At 65.4% G+C, this 21459-nt stretch carries 20 protein-coding genes; 4 read left to right on the plus strand and 16 right to left on the minus strand.

The genetic code is table 11. The features are described from left to right. Positions 1-50: 50 nt before the first annotated feature. Complete coding sequence (locus tag QUV21_RS00455) at positions 51-728, plus strand: GntR family transcriptional regulator (RefSeq protein WP_300852345.1); 678 nt, start codon at positions 51-53, stop codon at positions 726-728. Then, entirely contained in the window at positions 725-1024 is a 300-nt protein-coding gene (locus tag QUV21_RS00460; RefSeq protein ID WP_300852347.1) for a DUF1330 domain-containing protein, read from the plus strand. Before QUV21_RS00455 ends, QUV21_RS00460 begins: the two co-directional genes overlap by 4 nt. On the opposite strand, the gene QUV21_RS00465 is transcribed toward QUV21_RS00460, so the two are convergent. From QUV21_RS00465 to QUV21_RS00540, 16 genes are all read right to left on the minus strand, one after another. Continuing rightward, entirely contained in the window at positions 1021-2283 is a 1263-nt protein-coding gene (locus QUV21_RS00465) for a glycerate kinase (protein WP_300852349.1), read from the minus strand. The two genes, QUV21_RS00460 and QUV21_RS00465, sit on opposite strands and share 4 nt — an antisense overlap. A 5-nt stretch (positions 2284-2288) precedes the next feature. Beyond that, complete coding sequence (locus QUV21_RS00470) at positions 2289-3293, minus strand: LacI family DNA-binding transcriptional regulator (RefSeq protein WP_300852351.1); 1005 nt, start codon at positions 3291-3293, stop codon at positions 2289-2291. A gap of 6 nt (positions 3294-3299) precedes the next feature. Then, positions 3300-4469, minus strand: coding sequence for a dihydrodipicolinate synthase family protein (locus QUV21_RS00475; protein WP_300852353.1), 1170 nt, complete (start codon positions 4467-4469; stop codon positions 3300-3302). A 169-nt stretch (positions 4470-4638) separates the two neighbouring features. Beyond that, on the minus strand, positions 4639-4959 hold the full coding sequence (locus QUV21_RS00480; RefSeq protein ID WP_300852355.1) for a Dabb family protein: 321 nt from the start codon (positions 4957-4959) through the stop codon (positions 4639-4641). Next, positions 4956-6536, minus strand: coding sequence for a GMC family oxidoreductase N-terminal domain-containing protein (locus QUV21_RS00485; RefSeq protein ID WP_300852357.1), 1581 nt, complete (start codon positions 6534-6536; stop codon positions 4956-4958). Before QUV21_RS00485 ends, QUV21_RS00480 begins: the two co-directional genes overlap by 4 nt. Before the next feature lie 4 nt (positions 6537-6540). Then, on the minus strand, positions 6541-7317 hold the full coding sequence (locus tag QUV21_RS00490; RefSeq protein ID WP_300852359.1) for a 3-ketoacyl-ACP reductase: 777 nt from the start codon (positions 7315-7317) through the stop codon (positions 6541-6543). Then, on the minus strand, positions 7314-8801 hold the full coding sequence (locus QUV21_RS00495; protein ID WP_300852361.1) for a GMC family oxidoreductase: 1488 nt from the start codon (positions 8799-8801) through the stop codon (positions 7314-7316). Before QUV21_RS00495 ends, QUV21_RS00490 begins: the two co-directional genes overlap by 4 nt. After that, positions 8801-9913, minus strand: a complete 1113-nt coding sequence (gene ugpC / locus QUV21_RS00500) for a sn-glycerol-3-phosphate ABC transporter ATP-binding protein UgpC (RefSeq protein WP_300852362.1) — start codon at positions 9911-9913, stop codon at positions 8801-8803. The genes QUV21_RS00495 and ugpC overlap by 1 nt, the downstream gene beginning before the upstream one ends. A gap of 74 nt (positions 9914-9987) precedes the next feature. After that, the gene (locus QUV21_RS00505) at positions 9988-11238 is read right to left on the minus strand and encodes an ABC transporter substrate-binding protein (protein ID WP_300852364.1); all 1251 of its coding nucleotides are present in this window, start codon (positions 11236-11238) and stop codon (positions 9988-9990) included. Positions 11239-11334: 96 nt separating this feature from the next. Beyond that, positions 11335-12213, minus strand: coding sequence for a carbohydrate ABC transporter permease (locus tag QUV21_RS00510; RefSeq protein WP_300852366.1), 879 nt, complete (start codon positions 12211-12213; stop codon positions 11335-11337). Then, the gene (locus QUV21_RS00515; protein WP_300852367.1) at positions 12210-13100 is read right to left on the minus strand and encodes a sugar ABC transporter permease; all 891 of its coding nucleotides are present in this window, start codon (positions 13098-13100) and stop codon (positions 12210-12212) included. Before QUV21_RS00515 ends, QUV21_RS00510 begins: the two co-directional genes overlap by 4 nt. 114 nt (positions 13101-13214) lie before the next feature. Further along, complete coding sequence (locus QUV21_RS00520; RefSeq protein ID WP_300852369.1) at positions 13215-14468, minus strand: ABC transporter substrate-binding protein; 1254 nt, start codon at positions 14466-14468, stop codon at positions 13215-13217. A gap of 51 nt (positions 14469-14519) precedes the next feature. Beyond that, positions 14520-16049, minus strand: a complete 1530-nt coding sequence (locus tag QUV21_RS00525; RefSeq protein WP_300852371.1) for an aldehyde dehydrogenase family protein — start codon at positions 16047-16049, stop codon at positions 14520-14522. Next, entirely contained in the window at positions 16049-16816 is a 768-nt protein-coding gene (locus QUV21_RS00530; RefSeq protein ID WP_300852372.1) for an enoyl-CoA hydratase/isomerase family protein, read from the minus strand. Before QUV21_RS00530 ends, QUV21_RS00525 begins: the two co-directional genes overlap by 1 nt. Then, positions 16813-18384: a CoA-transferase gene (locus tag QUV21_RS00535; protein ID WP_300852374.1), complete on the minus strand. Its 1572-nt coding sequence runs from the start codon at positions 18382-18384 to the stop codon at positions 16813-16815. The genes QUV21_RS00530 and QUV21_RS00535 overlap by 4 nt, the downstream gene beginning before the upstream one ends. Then, positions 18381-19382: a Gfo/Idh/MocA family oxidoreductase gene (locus QUV21_RS00540; RefSeq protein ID WP_300852375.1), complete on the minus strand. Its 1002-nt coding sequence runs from the start codon at positions 19380-19382 to the stop codon at positions 18381-18383. Before QUV21_RS00540 ends, QUV21_RS00535 begins: the two co-directional genes overlap by 4 nt. Positions 19383-19634: 252 nt before the next feature. Between QUV21_RS00540 and QUV21_RS00545 the strand changes: the two genes are divergently transcribed. After that, positions 19635-20702 carry a four-carbon acid sugar kinase family protein gene (locus QUV21_RS00545; protein ID WP_300852376.1) on the plus strand — a complete coding sequence of 356 codons (1068 nt, stop codon included), beginning with the start codon at positions 19635-19637 and terminating at the stop codon, positions 20700-20702. After that, positions 20693-21451, plus strand: a complete 759-nt coding sequence (locus QUV21_RS00550; RefSeq protein ID WP_300852377.1) for a FadR/GntR family transcriptional regulator — start codon at positions 20693-20695, stop codon at positions 21449-21451. The genes QUV21_RS00545 and QUV21_RS00550 overlap by 10 nt, the downstream gene beginning before the upstream one ends. Positions 21452-21459 lie beyond the last annotated feature (8 nt).

Genomic DNA, 21459 nt, shown 5'->3' on the forward strand with positions numbered 1-21459 from the left:
CATGTCAAGTTCTTCTTGCCTTGCCCCTTGGCCCAGCCTAACTTTGGCGCATGGACCAGACCGACGACCTTCGCATCGACCACGCGCCCCTGACGCTTCGCGCGCTTGCGGTGGACCGGTTGCGCAGCGCCATCATCGCGGGCCGGTTTCAGGGCGGTGACCGTTTGGTCGAACGCACACTGTGCGATCAGCTTGGCGTGTCACGGTCTGTCGTGCGTGAGGCGATCCGCTACCTGGAGGCGGAAGGGCTGGTCGAAACCGCCCCCCGCGCCGGGCCGATCGTGGCGCGGCTTGACTGGGATCAGGCCCGGCAGGTCTATGCCATCCGCCGCCTGCTGGAAGCGGACGCTGCCGCCGCCTGCGCCCGTGTCGCAAGCCCGGCGGTCAAGGCTGATGTTGCCAGCGCGCTGGCCGGGATCGAGGCGGCTTTTGCAACCCCCGACAACCGCGACCTTTACGCCGCAACCACCGCCTTTTACCGCGTGATCTTTACTTCGGCAGGCCATCACATCGCCTGGGAAATCGTCCAGCGCCTGAATGGCCGGATTTCGCGGCTGCGGGCGCTTACGCTTGGGACGACGGACCGCAAACTGTCCGGCCCGGCCCATATGGCCCGCATTGCCGCCGCGATTGGTGCGAATGACCCCGAAGCCGCTGCCACGGCGGTCCGCGCCCATCTCGACGAAGCCGCCGAAATCGCCCGCCTGCTGCTTGAGGGGCAGGGATGACCGCCTACTGGATCGCCCATGTCACCGTGACCGACCCGGAGGCTTACAAAGGCTATCAGGCGCTGGCCCCTGCCGCCTTCGCCGCCCATGGCGCGCGGTTCCTTGCGCGGGGAGGAGAGGCGGAAACGCTGGAAGGCCCGCTTCTGGACCGCCATGTCGTGATCGAGTTTCCGTCGATGCAGGCGGCCCGGGCCTGCTACCACTCCGACGCCTACGAGACCGCGCGGGCCTGCCGTGACGGCGCTTGCGTGGCGCATGTGGTGATCGTGGAAGGCTTGCCCGGAACCCGGCCTTAACCCGGCAGGATCAAGACCGCGCGGAAGTCGTTCACATTGGTCAGGGTCGGGCCAGTGACCACCTGCGCCCCGATCATGCCGAAAAAGCTGTGGGCATCGTTGCGCGCCAAGGCGTCGCCTGCATCTACGCCCGCCGCCCGGGCTTGCGCCAGCGTATCCGGCCCGATCACCGCCCCCGCCACTTCGGCTGCGCCATCCACCCCGTCGGTATCGCAGGCGATGGCGTGGATGTTTGCGGCACCGTTCAGGGCCAGTGCCATGGCCAGACAGAATTCCGCATTCGGCCCGCCGATCCCGCTACCGCGCCGGGTAACGGTCAGCTCACCACCCGACAAAAGCAGCACGGGCCGTGCGCCGGGTTGCATGGCCTTGGCGATGTCCAGCGCCATCGCGGCCTGTGCCGCCGCCACCTCGCGCGCTTCGCCTTCAAGGCTGTCACCCAGAAGCCGCACGTCAAGGCCCGCCGCCCGCGCCACTTCTGCCGCCGCCGCAAGGGATTGCGCGGGGGCGGCGTAGATCACGTTCTCCACCCGCGCCAGCCGCGCATCGCCCGGCGCAATCACGCCCGACCGTGCCAACGCCAAATGCACCGAAGCCGGCACCGGCACCGACCAGCGCGCCAGCACCTCGGCCGCGTCAGCCGGGGTTGTCGCGTCACCCACCGTGGGGCCAGAGCCGATGAAGGCCGGGTCATCCCCCGGCACATCCGAGATCAGCAAGGCCAGCATCCGTGCCGGGTAGGCCGCCGCCGCCAACTGCCCGCCCTTCACCCGGCTCAGGTGTTTTCTGACCGTGTTCATCGCCGAGATCGGCGCACCTGACGCCAGCAAGCTTGCGTTCACCAACTGTTTTTCGGCCAGAGTTACCCCATCCACCGGCGCGCATAGCAAGGCCGAGGCCCCGCCGGAAATGAGCGCCAGCACGAAATCCCCTTCACTAAGGCCCTGCAACAGCGCCAGCATCCGCGCGGTTGCATCCGCCCCTGCCGCATCCGGCACCGGGTGCGCCGCCTCGACAATCTCGATCCCCCGGCAGGGGCGCGCGTAGCCGTAGCGGGTGATGACCAGCCCGTCACACGGCCCCCAGACCGCCTCCACGGCTTCGGCCATCCGGGCGCTGGCCTTGCCGGCACCGATCACCACCACCCGGCCCGGTGGCTTTGCCGGCAGGAAGCGGGCCAGTGACCGCATCGGGTCTGCCACCTCGACCGCCCGGTCAAAAAGGCTGCGCAGAAAGGTCTTGGGGTTGGAGATGGTCATGCGTGTCAGCCCATGCTTGAGGCGCGAAGGATCAGATCAACCGGGGTTACGGTTTCCGGCCGGGGCTGCGTGCCGGTTTCCAGCCAGCCCAGCACGGTTTCGGCCACCCCGCGCCCGAACCCCGCGATATCGCAGCGGACCGAGGTCAGCCCCGGCCAAACTTGCGCACATTCCTCGATGTCGTCAAAGCCGACAACCTTCAGGTCGTGGCCCACCCGCCGCCCGATCTGGGCGCAACCGGACAGAATCCCCAATGCCACCAGATCGTTGAAGCACAGGACCGCATCCACTTCCGGGTGTTCGGAGGCCAGCCGCAAGGCCGCCTCGCGCCCGAAGGCGCGTCCCGGGCGGCCGGGCAGGTGCAAGGGGGCCATGCCCGCCGCGGACAAAGCCGCCAGATAGCCCGACATGCGCTGTTCGGTCACCTCGCGCCCTTCCAGCCCGCCAAGGAACGCAATCCGCCGCGCGCCGGTGGCCAGCAGATGATCCGTCGCCATCCGGCTGCCCGCCCGGTAATCCGGCACAGCAAACGGAAAGCGCGCCACATCCGGCACCGCCCGGCGCAAGACCTGCATTGTCGGCACATTGGCCCGGGCGATGGCGTCAAATGTCGCTTCCACTTCACCATAGGCCGGCGACAGGATCAGTGCGGCCACGCCATGCTCCAGCATCGCCGCTACCACCTGCGCCTGCAAGGCGGGGTCTTCATCGGTATTGGCCAGCACGCAGGCAAAGCCCTTGGCCGACAAGGCCATCTGCACCGACGTCGCAAATTCGGTGAAGAACGGATTCCTGAGGTCGTTGATCACCAGCCCGATCAGCCCGGTATTCGACTGGCGCAATTGCGCCGCAGACCGGTTGTAGACATAGCCAAGGTCGGCCATCGCGCGGCGCACATCCTCGCGGGTCTCGGTCTTTACAAGGGGGCTGTTCTGCAAGACGAGGCTGACGGTCGATTTCGAGACGCCCGCCCGGCTTGCGACATCAATGATCGTTGGCCTGCGGTCCATCGCGCCCTAACGTTGTTCTACCCCGTGCAGCGCCAGAAGCTGCGCCATGCGCGCTTCGGCCAGATCAGGCCGGGCCAGAAGGCCCGCCACATCCGCCAGCCGGAACACCGTTGCATAATGCGTGATGTCGCGGGACGATTGGAACCCTGCGGGCATGATGAAATGCCTCTGGTGGCCGTTCAGCCACGCAAGAAAGGCGATCCCGGCCTTGTAGAACCTTGTGGGCGCGCGGAAGATCTCGCGGGAAAGCGGCACGGTGGGGGCCAGAAGGCGGTGATAGGTAGCGCTGTCGCCCATGGCCAAAGCCTCCAGTGCTTGCGAGGCAGCTGGGGCGATGGCGGCGAAGATGCCCAGAAGCGCGTGGGAATGATGCGTGCTGTCGCCTTCGATCAGGGGCGCATAGTTGAAGTCATCGCCGGTATAAAGCCGCACCCCCGCAGGTAGCCGCGCGCGGAAGGATTCTTCATGTGCCTGATCCAGAAGGGAAATCTTGATCCCGTCCACCTTGCCAGGATTTTCCTCAATCAGCGACAGCACGAAGTCCGAGGCCTTGGCCACATCTGCCGATCCCCAGTAACCGGCAAGCATCGGGTCGAACATGTCGCCCAGCCAGTGCAGGATCACCGGTTCCGCCGCCCCGTCGATCAGGCGCCGATAAACGGTGCGGTAGACGTCCGGCCCCGCGCCAATTGCTGTGAAGGCGCGCGAGGCCATCAGGATCAACTGTCCGCCTGCCGCCTCGATTGCCTCGGCCTGCGTCTGATAGGCGGCGGCGATGGCGTCGGCGCCGGTCAGATCACCCAATGCCACATGATCCGTCCCCGCCCCGCAAGCCACGCGCGGGCGCATCGGGTGGGTCTTGGCGGCAACCATGGTGCGCTGAATCAGTTCAAGCGCGGTGGCCCAATCCACCCCCATCCCGCGCTGGGCGGTGTCCATCGCTTCGGCAAGGTGGAGCCCTTGATCCCAGAGCTGGGTCCGGAAGGCCAGGGTCGCGTCCCAATCCACCGCCGGGCGGCCGTCCCATGGGCTGCGTTCGCGCAAGGGGTCACTGACCACATGGGCGGCGGCAAAGGCGGTGCGGGTTAGGGGGATGCGCGGTGCGCGGGGCTGAAGCGGCGTGCCGGTCAGGCGGTAGGGTTCAAGGCGGGCGTCTTCGGTGGGCAGGATCAGCATGGGCGATGTCCGGTTGTTGGCGCAGGTGTGGAATGGAGCGCTGGCGCGCAAGCCTTTTGTCTCGCCTCTGCGCGCGAAAGGCGCGCAATCGGCTCGGGTAATGGGGGCGCTTCGCCCCCCAAACCCCCAGAGAGTATTTGCGAAAAGAGCAAGGGACGGGAGGCGGCGATCATCGGGGGGATCCGGTTGGCAGATCGAAGACCAGAAGGCCGTCAAGTCCGCCTTCGGCTGCCGCCACCAGTGCTGCGCCGACGCGTTTGTGGTCGGGGTGGTCCTGATAGGCGGCCAGTGATGCCCAATCGGCAAAGTCCACGGTGAAGCCGTGCATGTAGCCGCGCTCCATCTGTTCGGGGCTTTCGCTGCGGCCGGCGTGGATGGCGAGGATGCCGGGCAGTTTGGCCTTGATCGCCGCCAGATCGGCGAAGATCGCGGCAATCTCGGCCTCGGTCACGCCGGGGCGGGCTTTCATAAGGACGATATGGCGGATCATGTGGCGGTTCCTTTGCGGATCATGTCAGCGGCTTTTTCGGCAATCATGATGGTGGCCGCGTTGGTGTTCGACGACACCACGCGCGGCATGATCGAGGCATCGGCCACCCGCAGACCAGCGATCCCGTTGAAGCGAAGCTGCGGGTCCACCACGGCGGCGGCGTCGCTGCCCATCCGGCAGGTGCCTGCCGGGTGGTGGTCGGTTTTCGAATGCTTGCAGGCGTAGTCGAAATAGTCCTGATCCGTCCGCACATCCGGCCCCGGCAACCGTTCGGCGAGAACATAGGGTTTCAAGGCCGCTTGGCGCATCATTTCCCGTGCGAGTTTCAGCCCGCGGATCGACATGTCCCGGTCATGCGGGTCTGCCCAGTAGTTCGGGTCGATCAGGGGGGCGGCCTTCGGGTCGGCACTTGCCAGCCGCACCGTCCCCCGCGACCTTGGGCGGAGGTAGGCGGAGTTTAGCGTGACCCCGCCTTGCGGCATGGCGGCCACCCCAGCCTCGATCCCGGACCCGAGTCCAAGGTGGAACTGGATATCCGGGCTGCGGGCATCAGGGTCGGCGTACCAGAAGCCACCGGTTTCAAAGAGCGAGGAGGCGACGGGGCCACGCCGCGTCAGCAGGTATTGCAGCCCGGCGAGGGCCGAGAGATGCGGCTTGGCGAAGCGGTCATAGGTATGCGGGCCGGTGCATTCGGCGATCACGAACAGGTCCAGATGGTCTTGCAGGTTTGACCCCACGCCGGGCTGGTCCAGCACCACCGGGATGCCGAGGCTACGCAGATGATCCGCCGGGCCGATGCCGGAGAGTTGCAAGAGGCGGGGGGAGCCGATGGCGCCGGACGACAGGATCACCTCGCCCGCCCGGATCACGCCATCGGGCGTTTCGACCCCGACGGCGCGGCCCTGTTCCACCACGATCCGCAAGACCTGCGCCCCGGTCCGCACCGTGAGGTTCGCCCGCCCCCGCGCCTGCCCAAGGTAGGCGATCGAGGTGGAGGAGCGGCGGTAGTTCCGCTGGGTCAACTGGTAGTAGCCGACGCCGTCCTGCACCTCGCCCGTCATGTCCATGTTGCGGGGGATGCCCATTTCGGCGGCGGCGGCAAACCAGGCCTCGCAGATCGGCAGGGGCGCGCGGGGCTGGCTGACGCCCAAGGGGCCGCCCTTGCCGTGGTAGCGGTTGTCAAAGGTGTCGTTATCTTCAGCCTTGCGGAACCAGGGCAGGACATCCTCATAGGACCAGCCGGGACAGCCCAGTTGCCGCCATTCGTCATAGTCCTGCGCGTTGCCGCGCGTGTAGATCTGCGCGTTGATGGATGACCCGCCGCCGATGACCTTGGCTTGGGTATAACGGATCACCATCCCGTTCATGTGGCGCTGCGGCACGGTCTGCCAGCCCCAGCTGCCGATGCCCTTGGTCATCTTCGCGAAACCGGCGGGCAGGTGATAGAACGGGTGGCGGTCGCGCCCCCCGGCCTCCAGCAGCAGGACACGGGCGGTGGGGTCTTCCGACAGCCGCGCCGCCAGCACGCAACCCGCCGAGCCGCCGCCGATGATGATGAAATCATAACCCTCGGTCATTTCGTCAAAGCCTTTCAATCGACAGCCCGCCATCGACGGGGATCACCGCCCCGGTGGCAAAGCTCATCTGCCCCGTGACCAGTGGCAGGACTGCACGACCGATATCTTCGGGTTGTCCCCAGCGCCCGGCAGGCACCAGCCCGCCCTCGATCCGGGCGGTGTATTTGTCCTTCACGCCCGCCGTCATGCCGGTCTCGATGATGCCGGGGCGCAGTTCGAACACGCCGATCCCGTGCGGTGCCAGCCGCAAGGCCAGCGTCTGCGCAGCCATTGCGGCGGCGGCCTTCGATATGCAGTAGTCCGCCCGTTCCGGGCTGGCCATCTGCGCCGAAACCGAGGTGATGAAGGTGATCGACCGGTAGTGATCAGCGGGGGCGTCAAGCATGGCCTTGGCCACCGCCTGCGCCAGAAAGAACGCACCGCGCAGGTTGATGCCCATGATCCAGTCGAAATTCTCAGGACTGATCTCCAGCATGTCGCCGCGCACCCGGGCCGCGACGCCCGCGTTCTGCACCAGGGCGGTAATCGGCCCCATCGCCTTTTCGACGGTATCGAGCAGTATGGGAATCCGCCCGACATCCGCCAGATCGTGCCGGAAATAGCGCGCGCCCGGTCCAAGCTCGGCCAATGCCGCCGCGACGCTGCCATCCTCAGGCGCCGATCGTGACACCAGTGCCAGCCGCCAGCCAGCCGCCGCAAGCGTTCGGGCGATGCCAAGGCCGATGCCCTGCTGGCCTCCGGTGATCAGGGCAAGTGGGGTGGTGGCAAGGGGGGCAGTCATGGCATGGCCTTTGCGATATGGTCGCCCGCCCGCAGCGCAAGGGCGGCAATGGTCAGCGAGGGGTTCACGGCGGCAGAGGTCGGCAGGACGGAGGCATCGATGATGTAGAGGTTATCCAGATCATGCGCGCGCAGGTTTGCATCCACCACCGAGACCGCGGGGTCCGCGCCCATCCGGTTGGTGCCGCATTGGTGGCTGGGCTTTGACTTCGGAAACCCCCGCGACATTACGATCGGCCAGCCTGCCTTGCGCATTGCGCGGGTCAGCCGTTTGACCAGCAACTCATGCGCCTTGACGTTGGTCTTGCGCCAGTCCAGCACCACCCCGCCGTTTTTCCACATCACCCGACTATCCGGGTCGGGCAGGTCTTCCGACATGGCCATGATGTGTATCGAGTGGTCCGCCACATGCCGCGCCAGCCACAGGGGCAGCCCGGCCTCTCCGGCCAGGATCGGCCCGGTGATCCGGCCCAGCATCTGGATATTGCCCAAGGGTTCGCCTTGCGGCCCGCCGGTCAGGTAGAAATCATTGACCTGTATGGTCTTTTCGTAAACCGTCCGGTTCCGGCGCAAGGGGTTCCATGCCACCATCCCCGTCAGGTTGTGGTTCATGAAGTTCCGCCCCACCTGATCGGACCGGTTGGCCAGCCCCCCTGGATGGTCGCCATTGGCCGACGCCAGCAAAAGCGCCGCCGACATCACCGCCCCGGCACAAAGGCAGACCACGGGCGCGGTCATCACCTCGCGCTGGCCGGCTCGTTCAACCTCCACCCCCGTGACCCGGCGGCCTTCGGACAAAAGGCGCACGACCCTGGTTCCGGTCAGCAGCGTGACATTGGGATGGCGCAAGGCTTCGGCCAGCCCACAGCTTTCGGCGTCGGACTTGGCACCGGTCGTATCGGGAAAGGCGTCCCATGTGGTGGGCGCGCGGGCCAGCCATGCGTCAAGGTCCACGCCCAGGGGCAGGGCGCTGGCATGAAGCCCTTGCGCCGCGAAGGCCCGGCGCAGGGCGCCGATATCGGGCTCATCCGGCACAGGCGGGAACGGGTAGGGGGCAGAGTGGGGCGGCTCTGACGGGTCGCCCGCCACATCACCCCGCACGCGGTAAAGCTGTTCGGCGCGGCTATACCACGGCTCCAGCGTGTCATATCCGATGGGCCAGCCCGGAGTGACCCCGCCAATGTGGCGCAAGGGCGCGAAATCCTCGGCCCGGTAGCGCAAAAGGACCGCACCGTAGAACTTGGTATTGCCGCCGACAAAAGCATAGTTGCCGGGGTTGAACGGGCGGCCTTCACCGTCATGCCACATCTCGGGCGGCCTGAAATGCCCGCGCCGGAAGATGGCATCGGGGTCGCGCGCCTCGGCGGTGTCCGGCAAATGCTCACCCCGTTCAAGGATCACGATCCGCCGACCCGAGGGCGCAAGGGCCGCAGCGAGGGTGGCCCCGCCCATGCCCGACCCGATAATGAGAACATCAGGCTGCATCAGGGCGCGATCCGTTCCTCGGTAGCGGGGTCGAAGGCGACAGCCTTTTCCATGTTCACCGCGAAGTCAAAGACCTGCCCGGGGGCGACCTCTGCATCCGCCCGCATCCGCGCGACAATATCCTTGCCGCAAAGCTGCATTGTCACGAAGGTATCCGATCCCGCAGGCTCGGTCACGCCGACCCGGTTTGGAAAGGCGACGATGTTGCCCGACTTGCGGTCCGCGCCTTCGGGGTCTGTCATCGCTTCGGGCCGGATACCCAGCAGGATCGGCATGCCCGCCCAAGCGCCAAGGTTTGCCTGACTGAACCGCAGATGCCGCACCGCGCCATCGGCATCGGCTACGGCGGCATGGGGGACACCGCCTGCCATCACCACCGTTGCCGGCACGATGTTCATCGCCGGGCTGCCCATGAAGGTCGCCACGAAGACATTGGCCGGGGTGTCGTAGATTTCCTTCGGAGTGCCAAGCTGCTGGACATGGCCCTTGTTCATCACCGCGATCCGGGTGGACAGGGTCATCGCCTCGATCTGGTCATGGGTCACATAGACGATGGTGGTCTTCAGCGTCTGGTGCAGCTTCTTGATTTCCGTGCGCATGTCGACGCGCAGCTTGGCGTCAAGGTTCGACAGGGGCTCGTCAAACAGGAACACATCGGGGTTCCTGACCAAGGCCCGCCCCATCGCCACCCGCTGCCGCTGGCCGCCCGAAAGCTGCCCGGGCTTGCGGTCGAGAAGGTGGTCGATCTGCAAAAGCTTGGCCACCCGCGCCAGCGCCACATCGCGTTCCGGCTTTGGCACGCCGTGCATTTCAAGGCCAAAGGTCATGTTCTGGCCAACGGTCATGTTGGGATACAAGGCGTAAGACTGGAACACCATCGCGATATTGCGCTTTGACGGATGCACCCCGTTGATCACCCGGCCCTTGATGGCGATCTCTCCACCCGTTATCACCTCCAGCCCGGCGATCATGTTGAGAAGCGTGGATTTCCCGCAGCCGGACGGGCCGACAAGAACAAGGAACTCGCCTTCCTCCACCGCCACATCGACGCGGTGCAAGACCTGCACGGACCCGTAGGATTTGGTGACGTTGCGGATATCGAGAAAGCCCATCGGTCAGCTCCGGTCTTTTGGTTTGGTCAATGTGGCCCCGCGCGGCGGGAGGTGTGTCGCGCGGGGCCGGTGCATCACTTGGCCGCCGCGATGGCGTCAGCCAAGGCCGTCGCACCATCCGAGGCGCTCATGTCCGAGTTGAAGAAGGTGGTGACCGCGTCGGTGGCCGCCCCCACTACCGAGGCATTTGCGGCGTGGGTGCCGGCAAAAGTCGGCACCGCCGTCCCGCCCGCATCGTTGGTGGCAAGCGCTGCACTGGTGGCCTGAGCGCAGGCATCCATCGCCGCAAGGTCTATGTCCGTCCGCGCCGGGATCGCGCCCTTGGCAAGGTTGAACGCCACTTGAACTTCAGGGTCCATGATCGCACTGGCCAGTACCTCCTGGCCCTTGATCATGTCGGGGTCTTCCTGCGTGAAGAGCGACAGCGAGTTGACGAGATAGACGAAGCCATCCCCCGCCGACTTTGGCACCGGGATGCAGGCGTAATCGTCGCCGGGGCTCTTTCCGGCATTGGTGAATTCGCCCTTCGCCCAGTCGCCCATGATCTGCATCGCGGCCTCGCCGTTGATCACCATGGCGCTGGCAAGGTTCCAGTCACGACCGGAGAAGTTGTCATCCACCATGCCGCGCAGGGCGGCCATCTGGTCGAAGACCTTGACCATGTCCGGCCCGCGCAGGGTGGCATCGTCCAGCTCGATCAAGGCCTTGCGGTAGAGCTCGGCCCCGCCGACCCCCAGCGCCACGGCCTCGAACATGTAGGCCTCTTGCCAGGCCTGCCCGCCATGGGCCAGCGGGATGATCCCGGCCTCAAGGAACCTTGGCGCCAGCGCGTTCAGGTCTTCCCACGTTGTCGGATAGGGGGCGCCGATCTTGTCAAAGGCGGCTTTGGACGCCCAGATCATGTCGGTCCGGTGAACGTTGGTCGGCACGCTGACATAGTGGCCATCGACTTTGGTGAAGTCCTGCACCGCCTGCGGCAGAGCCGCGTCCCAACCCTCCCGGGCTGCCAGCGCATCGACATTGCCCAGCATCCCCTCGGCCGCCCAATCAAGGATGTTCTGCCCCAGCATCAGCATCGCCGCCGGCGGGTTGCCGCTGGCGATCCGGGCCTGCAAGGCGGTCTTGGCGGCGTCGCCTCCCCCGCCCGCAATGGGTGCATCTGCCCAGGCCACGCCGCCCGCGACCACCTTGTCGCGCACCGCGCCAAGGGCCGCAGCCTCGCCTCCCGAGGTCCAGAAGTGCATCACCTCAACCGAGGGTTCGGCCAGAACCGCCCCGGTTGAAAGCATCAGTGCCATCGTTGTCGATATGGACAATCGCCTCATTTCGTCGTTCCTTCCAGTCGTTCGCCCTTTGTCGTGCTTTGCTGGGCTTTGGGTTGAACAAGACTGTCGGGCGGTGCCAGCCGCCCGGCAGTCGGCTTAGCCCTTCACGCTGCCCGCCATCAGCCCGCGCACGAAGTAGCGGCCTGCGACGATGTAGACGATCAGGGTGGGAAGGGCGGCAAGGATCGCGCCCGCGAAGTGGACGTTGTACTCCTTCACGCCGGTCGAGGACTGGACGAGGTTGTTCAAGGCCACGGTCATCGGCTGCGAGGTGCCGCCGAACGAGACTCCGAACAGGAAGTCGTTCCAGATATTGGTGAACTGCCAGATCACGCTGACGACAGCGATCGGGCCGGAAACGGGCAACAGGATGCGCCAGAAGATGCGGAAGAACCCCGCCCCGTCGATCATTGCGGCCCGCACCAGTTCTGTCGGAAAGCTGGCATAGTAGTTGCGGAAATAAAGCGTGGTGAACCCGATCCCGTAGACCACATGCACCAGCACCAGCCCCGAGACCGACCCCGCCAACCCCAGCTTGCCCAGGACCACCGCCATCGGGATCAGCACGATCTGGAACGGGATGAAGCAGGAAAACAGCATCAGCCCGAAGACCCAGGTATCGCCCCGGAACCGCCATTTCGTCAGCACATAGCCGTTCAGCGCCCCGACAATGGTCGAGATCACAACAGCAGGCACCACCATGAGTATGGAGTTGAGGAAGTAGGGCTTCAGCCCCGTAGGCTCGACCCCGATCTGCGCGGTGGACCAGGCAGAGCGCCATGGGTCCAGCGTCCATGTGGAGGGCAGGGCCATCATGTTGCCGCCGGTGATCTCGGCCAGGGGCTTCACCGAATTGATGCCCATGACGTAAAGCGGCAACAGATAGAACAGGGCGAACAGCAGCAGCACGAGGTAAAGGAACGCCCTTGTCACGCGGCCCGTGCTGACAGCGGTGTCTTGCGAAGCGGCGCTCATGCCTTCTTCTCCTTCAGCTCGGCATAAAGGTAGGGGACCATGATGGCGGCGATGGTCATCAGCATGATCACGGCGCTAGAGGCGCCGATGCCCATCTGGTTTCGCGTGAACGTGTAGGAATACATGAAGGTCGCGGGCATTTCCGTCGCGCGTCCCGGCCCGCCCCCGGTCAGGGCAACCACAAGGTCATAGGACTTGATGGCAAGGTGGCTCAGGATGACGAAGGCCGACAGGAACGCGGGGCGCAGAAGCGGGATCACGATCCGCCGGTAAAGCTGCCAGTTCGACGCGCCGTCGATCTGGGCCGCCTTCAGGATTTCGTTGTCGATCCCGCGCAGGCCCGCCAGAAACATCGCCATCACGAAACCGGATGTCTGCCAGACAGCCGCCAGCACGATCGTATAGATCGCCATGTCGCTGTCCTTGATCCAGGTGAAGCTGAAACTTTCCCACCCCCATTGCCGCATGATGTTCTGCAAGCCGATGCCGGGGTCAAGGAACCACTTCCACGCCGTCCCGGTGACAATGAACGACAGCGCCATCGGGTAAAGGTAGATCGGCCGCAGCATCCCCTCGCCCCGGATCTTCTGGTCAAGGAAGATCGCCAGCATCAGGCCGATCACGGTGCATATGACGATGTAAAGGCTGGCAAAGATCGCGATATTGGTGATCGCGGTGTTCCAGGCGGGCAGGGCAAAGAGCTTTTCGTAGTTCTCGAACCCCACCCAGGTGAAGCGGGGCAGCATCTTTGACCCGGTGAAGGACAGCACGATGGTGAACAGGATGAAGCCGTAGACAAAAAGCAACGTCACCGCGAAGGACGGTGCAAGCACAAGGCGCGGCAGCCAGTCTTGCAGGCGCGTGCGGAAATCGGCGTCAGTGGCCATGTTTGTTCTCCCGTGGGTCCAGGCGGCCAAAATCCTTGAGCAAGGATTTTGACAAATTCCTTACTCAAGGAATTTGGTGCGAGGGGCGACCGTGGCCGCCCCCCCAGTTGACGGTTACTGCGCAGCTGCAACCGCGTCGGCCAAAGCCGCTGCTGCTGCCGTCCCATCGGCATATTCGCCGTTGAAGGCCGCCGTGATCACGTCATAGGTCGCGTTCTTGACCGAGGCCGGGGCGGCATGGCCATGCGCCATCGACCCGAAGAGCGTGCCGCTGTCGTTGGCCGCCGCAAGGTCGGCCATGGCCTTCTTGCCGCAATCGTCAAAGGCATCGTTCGGCACGTCCGTCCGCGCCGGGGCCGAGCCCTTGACCACGTTGAACGCCGACTGGAACACCGGGTTCATGATCGCCGAGGCCATCGCCCCCTGCGCCGCAACCGCGCCTTCACCCGACACACCGAACATCGCGAACTGGTCGGAGTTGAAGGTGACCGCACCCTGCGTGCCGGGGAAGCGGATGCAGACGAAATCCGCGCCCGGAACCTTGCCGGCATTCACGAACTCACCCTTGGCCCAGTCGCCCATCATCTGCATGCCCGCCTCGCCATTGATCACCATGGACGAGGCCAGGTTCCAGTCGCGGCCCGAGAAGTTCTCGTCGACATAAGAGCTGAGCTTGATCAGCCGGTCGAAGGCCTCGGCCATCTGCGCGCCGCCAAGCGCCTCAGGGTCGAGGTCGATGAAGGCGGCCTTGTAGAAGTCGGTGCCAAGGCCGAGGACAACCGCATCAAACACCGTCGCGTCCTGCCAGGCCTGCCCGCCATGCGCCAAGGGGGTGATCCCGGCGGCCTGCATTGCATCGAGGATGGCGACCAGTTCTTCCCAGGTCGTCGGCTCGCCAAGGCCGGTTGCATCCAGCGCGGCCTTGTTGATCCAGACCCAGTTGGTGGAGTGGACATTCACCGGCGCCGCAATCCACTTGCCGTCGTATTTCGAGAAGCCCTGCAATGCCACCGGCACCACGGCATCCCAGCCTTCGGCGGCCGCCACGTCGGTCAGGTCGCCCAAGGCACCTTCGCCGGCCCAGTCAAGGATGTCGAAACCCAGCATCTGCACGGCCGTCGGCGGGTTGCCAGCGGTGACCCGGGCGCGCAGAGCGGTCATTGCCGCCTCACCGCCGCCACCGGCCACCGGCATGTCGACCCAGCCGATCGACTTGGTGCCAAGGTCGTCCTTCAGCACGTTCAGGGCAGCAGCCTCGCCGCCCGAGGTCCACCAGTGCAGCACTTCCACGTCTTCAGCGGCGGCCATTCCGGTCGTGGCCATCAGCGCCGCGACCATCGTCATCTTCCGTCCTACAATACCACGCATGAGATCCTCCCTAAGGTTTGCGTCGTCATTCATTCCCGCCCCGGTCAGGGGTCAGGCCGTCTTCACCCACATCGCCCGCGTGCGGCCGATCCGCATCACCAGCGATTTGGTTTCCAGAAACTCCTCCAGCCCCTGCCGCCCGATTTCGCGGCCAAGGCCCGATTGCTTGACGCCCCCGAAGGTCACCTCGGGGAAGCCGTCCATCCAGGTATTCGTCCAGACCGTCCCGGCCTGCGCCCCGCGCGCAAAGGCAAGGCAGGTATGGACATTCTCGCTCCACACCCCTGCGCTCAGGCCATAGTCGGCGTCATTGACCAGCCCCAGAGCCTCCTCCAGCGTGCGGAAGGTCAGCACCGTCAGGACCGGGCCAAACACCTCGTCCCGCGCAATTGCCATGTCGGGGGTCACCCCCGTCACCACGGTCGGTTGATAGAACTGCGCCCCAAGGCCGGGGACGCTTAGCGCAGCACCGCCCAGCACGACCTTTGCGCCTGCGGCCTTTGCCGCAGTAACATAACCGTCAATCTTCGCCCCATGCTCGGGCGTAACAATCGCGCCCACCTGTGTTTCCGGGTCCAAGGGATCGCCAAAACCCACCTTGCGCGACAGCGCGACCACCTTGGCGGTAAATGCCTCGGCAATGTCCGCATGCACGATGATCCGGCTGCTGGAGTTGCAGCACTGGCCGACGTTGAAATAGACGCCGAACACCACCGCATCCGCCGCACTCTCCAGATCGGCATCGGGGAAAATGACCTGAGGGTTCTTGCCCCCCAGTTCCAGCGCTACCTTCTTCAGCGTGCCGCTTGCCGCCGCCGCAATCGCCCGACCTACGCCGGTTGACCCGGTGAAGGTCACCATATCCACCCTTGGGTCAGCCGCCAGAACCGCACCGACCGGCTGGCCATAGCCGAGAACGATGTTGACCACGCCATCCGGCATCCCGGCCTTGGCCAGCAACTCGCCCAGAATGACGGTGGTCGAGGGTGTCAGCTCCGACGGCTTCACAACGCAACAGCACCCCGCCGCAAGGGCAAAGGGCAGCTTCTGGCTCAGGATCCAGAACGGAAAATTCCACGGCGTGATGATCGAGACCACGCCAATCGGTTCTTTGAGAGTGACCGCCAGAATATCGCCCCCAAGCGCGTTGTGGCTTTCCCCCGTCACCCCCCGCGCAAGGCTGGCCGCATAGCGCCAAAGGTCCGCCGCCCCGCCAACCTCACCGCGCGATTGGCTGATCGGCTTGCCACTTTCCAGAGTTTCCAGCAGCGCCATCCGCTCCACATTGGCCTCGATCAGATCGGCCACACGAAGCAGCACCGCCGCCCGCGCCTTGCCCGGCAGTCCGCTCCAACGCCCGTCGTCAAAGGCCGCCCGCGCCGCCGCAATCGCGGCCTCGGCCTCGGGCGCGCCACCCTTCGCCGCGCGGCTGACCACCACGCCGTGCGAGGGCGAAATCCGCTCGCTGACCGCTCCATCGGCGCTGTCCATCCAGACGCCGCCGATCAGGTGGCGGGCGTGGAACGGCGCCGCAGGAAGCGCCGCACCGATAGAGGGGATTACCGTCATGTCAGTCATCATCAGTTTCCCGGAAATTCTGGTTTGCGCTTGGCGCGGAAGGCGGCGACACCCTCGGCCTTGTCCGGGCTTGCGGCAATCGCCGCCGACCCCAGCGCCTCGATCATCGCGGCACTGTCCTCGTCCAGCCCGGCATGGATCATTGCCTTGGTGACCTCCACAGCCCGAGGCGAAAGCACTGCCACGCCGCCCGCAATCGCATGGGCCGCCGTGCGGGCATCCACCGCCACCTCGGCCACAAAGCCGCAGGCCAGCGCCCGGTCGGCCCCGATCCGCCGCCCGAAAAGGGCCATCTCCTTGACCACCCCTTCGGGCAGCAACCGCGCCAGCCGCTGCGTTCCCGACCAGCCCGGCACGATGCCCACGCCAGCCTCGGGCAGGGCAAGCGTCGCCCCCGGCGCCATCACCCGGATGTCGCAGGCCGCTGCCAGTTCCAGCCCGCCCCCGAAGGCATGGCCATTCAACGCCGCAATCGTCGGCTTGCCCAACCGCGCCAGCCGGTCGAACAGCCGATGCCCGCCCCGCACCCAATTGCGGGCGAACTCCACCGGGGGCAGATCGCCCCAGGCGTTGATATCGGCACCCGAACAGAAGGCACGGTCGCCTTCGCCCGTCACCACCACCGCCCGCACCTCTGTGCGCCCCTCGACAAGGTCCAGATGCCCGGCCATCTGCGCCAGCATCTCCACCGTGAAGCAGTTCAGCTTGGCCGGATTGTCGAGCCTGATTTCGGCCACGCCCCCAGCAATATGCAGACGAACCCCGCTCATGGCTGCCACCCCATCGGGCCTTCCGACAGCAAGGATAGCGGCATGACTACAGCGTTTTCCGCCACCGACACCCGCCCGCCCGAGGCCGCCACGATATCACGACCCGGATCAATCCCCGGCATGATTTCGGTCGCCACAAGGCCCTTTTCCGTCAGCCGGATCACGCAGCGCTCCGTCACATAAAGCACCTCTTGCCCCTGTTCGCGCGCGCGGGCGCCGGAAAAGGTGACATGCTCCACCGCCTCAACCATCTTGGCGAACTTGCCGGGGCTTGCCACCCGCAAGCCGCCTGCGGTCAATTCGACCGCTGCCCCCGCCTCGAACCAGCCAGAAAACACGATCTTGCGCGCATGGGCGGTGATATCGACAAACCCGCCGCAACCCGCTGTCAGATAAGGCTTCTTTCCCAGCTTGGAGACATTGACGTTGCCTTCAACATCGACCTCCATGAAGGACAGGAAAGCCATGTCAAAGCCTGCGCCCTGAAAATAGATAAACTGCTGCGGGCTTGGCACGAAGGCATCGGCATTGGACGCACAGCCAAAGGCAAAGCCGGTCAGCGGCATGCCGCCCACGGCCCCCTGTTCGATGGCCCATGTCACGGCCTCGGGGTGGCCTTCTTCCAGCAGGATGCGAGGCACCATTGCCGAAATCCCGAAGCCAAGGTTCGCCGTCATCCCGGCCCGCAGCTCCATCGCGGCGCGGCGTGCGATGACCTTTTCGACCCCATGTTCAGCCAGATGAAAGCTTGACCAAGGCCGCATGATCTGGCCCGAGATTGCCGGATCATAAACCGTCTCGCAGGTCTGCTTCTGGTCGGGGTCCAGAACGATCAGGTCAACCAGATGCCCCGGCACCCGCACATCATGCGGGCGCAAAGACCCCTTGGCCGTCACGCGCGATACCTGCGCAATCACCACCCCGCCGTTATTGCGCGTGGCAATCGCCTGCTCGAGGCCACCCAGATAGGCGCCCTCATGCTCATAGGTCAGGTTGCCGCGTTCATCGGCCGTGGTGGCGCGCAGGATGCAGACATCGGGGCAGATGTTGGGAAAATGCAGCCATGTCTCGCCGCCAAATTCCACCCGTGATACGATGGGGTCAGCGGCGGCCCGATCGTTCATCGCGCAACCCTCGCGGACCGGATCGACAAAGGTCTGGAGGCCGATCCTGGTCAAGACCCCCGGCCGCCGCGCCGCCGCCTCGCGGTGCATGTCGAACATGATGCCCGATGGCACGTTATAGGCGGCCACCCGGTCCTCGACCACCATCTTCCAGATTTCCGGCATCGGCAGGTTGGAACTGCCCGACGGATAAGACCCCGCCAGCACCCGCGCCAGAAGACCGTCCTGAGCAATCCAGTCGATGCCCTTGACCCCGTACATGTCGCCCGCCGCAATCGGGTGCAGCGTGGTCAGCCCGCGCGGATGGCCAGTGTCCCGGAAGCGTTCCCCCAGCGCCTTCAGCACCAGATCCGGGCAGCCAAGCGCCGAGGATGAGGACACTGTGACCACCGCCCCATCCGTGATGCGCGCCACAGCCTCGGCAGGGGAAACCAGCTTGGTCATGCCGCCACCCCGTAATCCACCGCTTGCCGAACGCCTGTCCGCGCCGCCGTCCGCACGGCCAAGGCCACGGCCAGAGAGGCCACCCCATCGCGCCCATCCGCCGCCGGTCGGCCCTTGCCCGCGACCGCTGACAGGAAATCCGTCACCGCCTGGGCGTAAAGATTGTGGGTGGGGTAGGGGACAACCTCACGCCCCTTGTCTCCCATCAAGACAATCTCGCCCACCGGCCGCTGCGTCATCACACCTGTCGCGAAGATCGAGCCTTCGGTGCCATGCACCTCCAGCCCCGACCCGGCGAAAGGATGCGTGAAACTTTCATGCGCCATCACCATCGCGCCTGACGGCATGGTCCAGACCGACATCACGCTGTCTTCCACCCCCTGACCCATGCCGGAAGATACCATCTCGGCCACCACCGACACCGGGTCTTCGCCCAGCAGGAACCGTGCCACGTCGGCGTCGTGCACGGTGATGTCGGGGATCACCCCGCCCCCCGCGCCCGGATTGTCGATCCGCCAGCCCTGCAAATGGCCCGGCAGATGCACCGCGTGGAAAAGTCGCAGCGACAAGACCCGCCCGATCTGCCCGCTGGCGATCAGCCCTCGCACGGCACGGTGGCTGCCCGAACAGCGCAGGTGGTGGTTGGTGGCAAAGACCAGGCCCCTTGCCTTGGCCGCAGCGACCATTTCGCTGGCTTCGGCGACCGTCATCGCCAAGGGTTTTTCGCACAAGACGTGCTTGCCTGCCGCGATCGCTGCCAAAGCCTGGGCGTGGTGCTTTTCATTGGTAGACGAGATGTAGACCGCGCCGATCCCTTCATCGGAAAGGATGGCGCCAAGGTCGGTGGCATATCCCGCAATCCCCTGTGCCTTGGCAAACTCGCTTGCGCGGGCGACCGTAGAGCTTTGCACAAGGGCCACATCTTCGCCCGCAGCCCGAAGCGCGCCAATCACATGTTCCGCCGCGATCGTGCTTGCCCCTACCAATGCCCAGCGCATGATTCCCCCGATTTAGATCGTTCCAAATACTGTTATGGAACGATCCAAATCATGTCAATCCCTGGAGGGCAAGCGAATGGTGTATCAGGGGGCAAGGGGAAGCTGCCCCCCCAGAACTGTCAGAAGCGACGCTTTCGCAAGGCCGGTGCCGCTGGCGGAGCCGCAAGACCAAGGCGGGACACCATTGGCTTCAAGTAACAAATGCATTGCAGCTTTACATGTCCTGCATATAGCTTGGCCCAAGGAGGAATCATGCCTCGTCTGGCGACCTTTATCATCGCGGACGACCTGACCGGAGCCCTGGATTCTGTGGCGCCGTTTGCGGGTCTTGGCATGGATTGCCTGGTCGCAACCTCGGCTGGCAGCCTGTCACAAGCCCTTGCGCAGCAACCTCAGGTCTTGTCAGTCAACATTGGTACCCGGGAGCTTGACCCGGAGACCGCGCACAACCGTGCTGAGGCCGCAACCCGCGCTCTGGAGCCGCACGCTGGCCCGAACACGGTCTGGATGAAAAAGATCGACTCCCGCATGAAAGGGCAGATCTCGGCCGAGGTTCTGGGCGTGATCGGGGTAACGGGCGCGACCCGGGTTCTGGTCTGCCCTGCCATCCCCGATCTTGGCCGGATCGTGATTGATGGTTGCCTTCAGGGCGAGGGTGTCGGCGCGCCCATTCCGGTTGATCTGGATCTGCCGGGCGACATAAGTGTCATCCGGCCGGATGCCCGCACCGGGGCCGATCTGGATGCCATGGTTCAGGCCGCAGTGCCGGGTACGCTTCTTGTCGGGGCGCGTGGCCTTGCGGGGGCCTTGGCCCGCCAGTCTTTCCCCGGGCGAGGGGGGGGCGTGGCTGCGATGCCTGCGGGACCGGTCGGCTACTGTATCGGCTCGCGCGACCCGATCACGCTTGCCCAGGTGGACTTGCTGGCAAGAAAGGGCGACCTTTTGTGCCTTTCGGCCCCCGATGGTGTCGTTCCTGACCGACTTGGGTTTTCCGACTTGCTTGTCGTTGCGACACAGGGGCAGGGCGCTGCGTCCTCGCAGGTGTCGTCCCGACTTGCCGAGGGTGTCCTTGACCTTGTCGGGGGCCTGACGACGCTGGTTGCATGCGGCGGCGAGACTGCGGCCGCGCTGCTTCGGGCGGCTGGCGTCGGAGTGCTGCGCGTCCGTGGTGAGGTGCTGCCCGGACTGCCGCTGTGCGAGGCGCTCGACTGCCCCGGGTTTCCTGCGCTTATTACGAAATCGGGTGGCTTCGGGCCGCCAGACACGCTTCTGGCGTTGTGGCAAGCAGCGCACCGCAAGGAAGGACAACCATGCCTCTGACAGGTTCCTCATCGCTTGACCCCAGCGACCCGCCCCTTGTATCGGCCCCGCGCTCGATGTTGCTGGCCGATGTCGTGCATGACCGCGTGCGCCGGGCCATCATCGACGGCCAGTATCCGGACGGCGCGCGCCTTCCGGGAGAAAACGACCTTGCCCGGCAGTTCGACGTCTCGCGCCCGGTGATCCGCGCCGCGCTCAAGCGCCTGCGTGGCGAGGGGCTGGTGATCTCGCGTCAGGGGTCGGGCAGCTATGTCGCCGCTCCGGGCGAGCCGAAGTCCCTGGCTTTTCAGCCTGTTGAAACCATTGCCGACCTGCAACGCTGCTATGAATTCCGCCTGACCATCGAGCCTGCCGCCGCTGCCCTGGCCGCCACCCGCCACAGCGAGGGGCAACTGGCCGAGATCGCCAAGTTTCTGGGCTTCTTGCGGGATGCCACCCAACGTCGCAGCCACCGCGAGGATGCGGATTTCGGATTTCACCTTGCCATCACCTCGGCGTCGAACAATCAGTATTTTGAAACGTCGATGCGGGCGCTGAAGGACCACATCGCTGTCGGGATGAAGTTCCATGGCCTGTCGCTGCAATCGGTGCGCGGCGGTCTGGATCATGTGCTGGACGAACATAACGCCATCTTCGACGCGATCCGCACCGGGCAGGCCGAAGCCGCGCGCGAGACGATGCTGAGCCATGTCACAGGCTCACGCGATCGCCTGTTCGAGGGTCGGCTTCTCGATCTTTCGGCGCGCTGATCCGGGGC

Origin of the sequence: Tabrizicola sp. (assembly GCF_030373185.1) — a bacterium.
In the GTDB taxonomy this organism is placed as follows: domain Bacteria; phylum Pseudomonadota; class Alphaproteobacteria; order Rhodobacterales; family Rhodobacteraceae; genus Tabrizicola.

Excerpts from the sequence above, each read along its gene's own strand:
- QUV21_RS00540 (WP_300852375.1), bottom strand. The coding sequence starts at position 19,382 with ATGCGCTGGGCATTGGTAGGGGCAAGCACGATCGCGGCGGAACATGTG.
- QUV21_RS00485 (WP_300852357.1), bottom strand. The coding sequence starts at position 6,536 with ATGACCGAGGGTTATGATTTCATCATCATCGGCGGCGGCTCGGCGGGT.
- QUV21_RS00460 (WP_300852347.1), top strand. The coding sequence starts at position 725 with ATGACCGCCTACTGGATCGCCCATGTCACCGTGACCGACCCGGAGGCT.
- QUV21_RS00520 (WP_300852369.1), bottom strand. The coding sequence starts at position 14,468 with ATGCGTGGTATTGTAGGACGGAAGATGACGATGGTCGCGGCGCTGATG.
- QUV21_RS00550 (WP_300852377.1), top strand. The coding sequence starts at position 20,693 with ATGCCTCTGACAGGTTCCTCATCGCTTGACCCCAGCGACCCGCCCCTT.
- QUV21_RS00505 (WP_300852364.1), bottom strand. The coding sequence starts at position 11,238 with ATGAGGCGATTGTCCATATCGACAACGATGGCACTGATGCTTTCAACC.
- ugpC (WP_300852362.1), bottom strand. The coding sequence starts at position 9,913 with ATGGGCTTTCTCGATATCCGCAACGTCACCAAATCCTACGGGTCCGTG.
- QUV21_RS00490 (WP_300852359.1), bottom strand. The coding sequence starts at position 7,317 with ATGACTGCCCCCCTTGCCACCACCCCACTTGCCCTGATCACCGGAGGC.
- QUV21_RS00525 (WP_300852371.1), bottom strand. The coding sequence starts at position 16,049 with ATGATGACTGACATGACGGTAATCCCCTCTATCGGTGCGGCGCTTCCT.
- QUV21_RS00515 (WP_300852367.1), bottom strand. The coding sequence starts at position 13,100 with ATGGCCACTGACGCCGATTTCCGCACGCGCCTGCAAGACTGGCTGCCG.
- QUV21_RS00530 (WP_300852372.1), bottom strand. The coding sequence starts at position 16,816 with ATGAGCGGGGTTCGTCTGCATATTGCTGGGGGCGTGGCCGAAATCAGG.
- QUV21_RS00535 (WP_300852374.1), bottom strand. The coding sequence starts at position 18,384 with ATGACCAAGCTGGTTTCCCCTGCCGAGGCTGTGGCGCGCATCACGGAT.
- QUV21_RS00495 (WP_300852361.1), bottom strand. The coding sequence starts at position 8,801 with ATGCAGCCTGATGTTCTCATTATCGGGTCGGGCATGGGCGGGGCCACC.
- QUV21_RS00475 (WP_300852353.1), bottom strand. The coding sequence starts at position 4,469 with ATGCTGATCCTGCCCACCGAAGACGCCCGCCTTGAACCCTACCGCCTG.
- QUV21_RS00480 (WP_300852355.1), bottom strand. The coding sequence starts at position 4,959 with ATGATCCGCCATATCGTCCTTATGAAAGCCCGCCCCGGCGTGACCGAG.
- QUV21_RS00465 (WP_300852349.1), bottom strand. The coding sequence starts at position 2,283 with ATGACCATCTCCAACCCCAAGACCTTTCTGCGCAGCCTTTTTGACCGG.
- QUV21_RS00510 (WP_300852366.1), bottom strand. The coding sequence starts at position 12,213 with ATGAGCGCCGCTTCGCAAGACACCGCTGTCAGCACGGGCCGCGTGACA.
- QUV21_RS00470 (WP_300852351.1), bottom strand. The coding sequence starts at position 3,293 with ATGGACCGCAGGCCAACGATCATTGATGTCGCAAGCCGGGCGGGCGTC.
- QUV21_RS00455 (WP_300852345.1), top strand. The coding sequence starts at position 51 with ATGGACCAGACCGACGACCTTCGCATCGACCACGCGCCCCTGACGCTT.
- QUV21_RS00545 (WP_300852376.1), top strand. The coding sequence starts at position 19,635 with ATGCCTCGTCTGGCGACCTTTATCATCGCGGACGACCTGACCGGAGCC.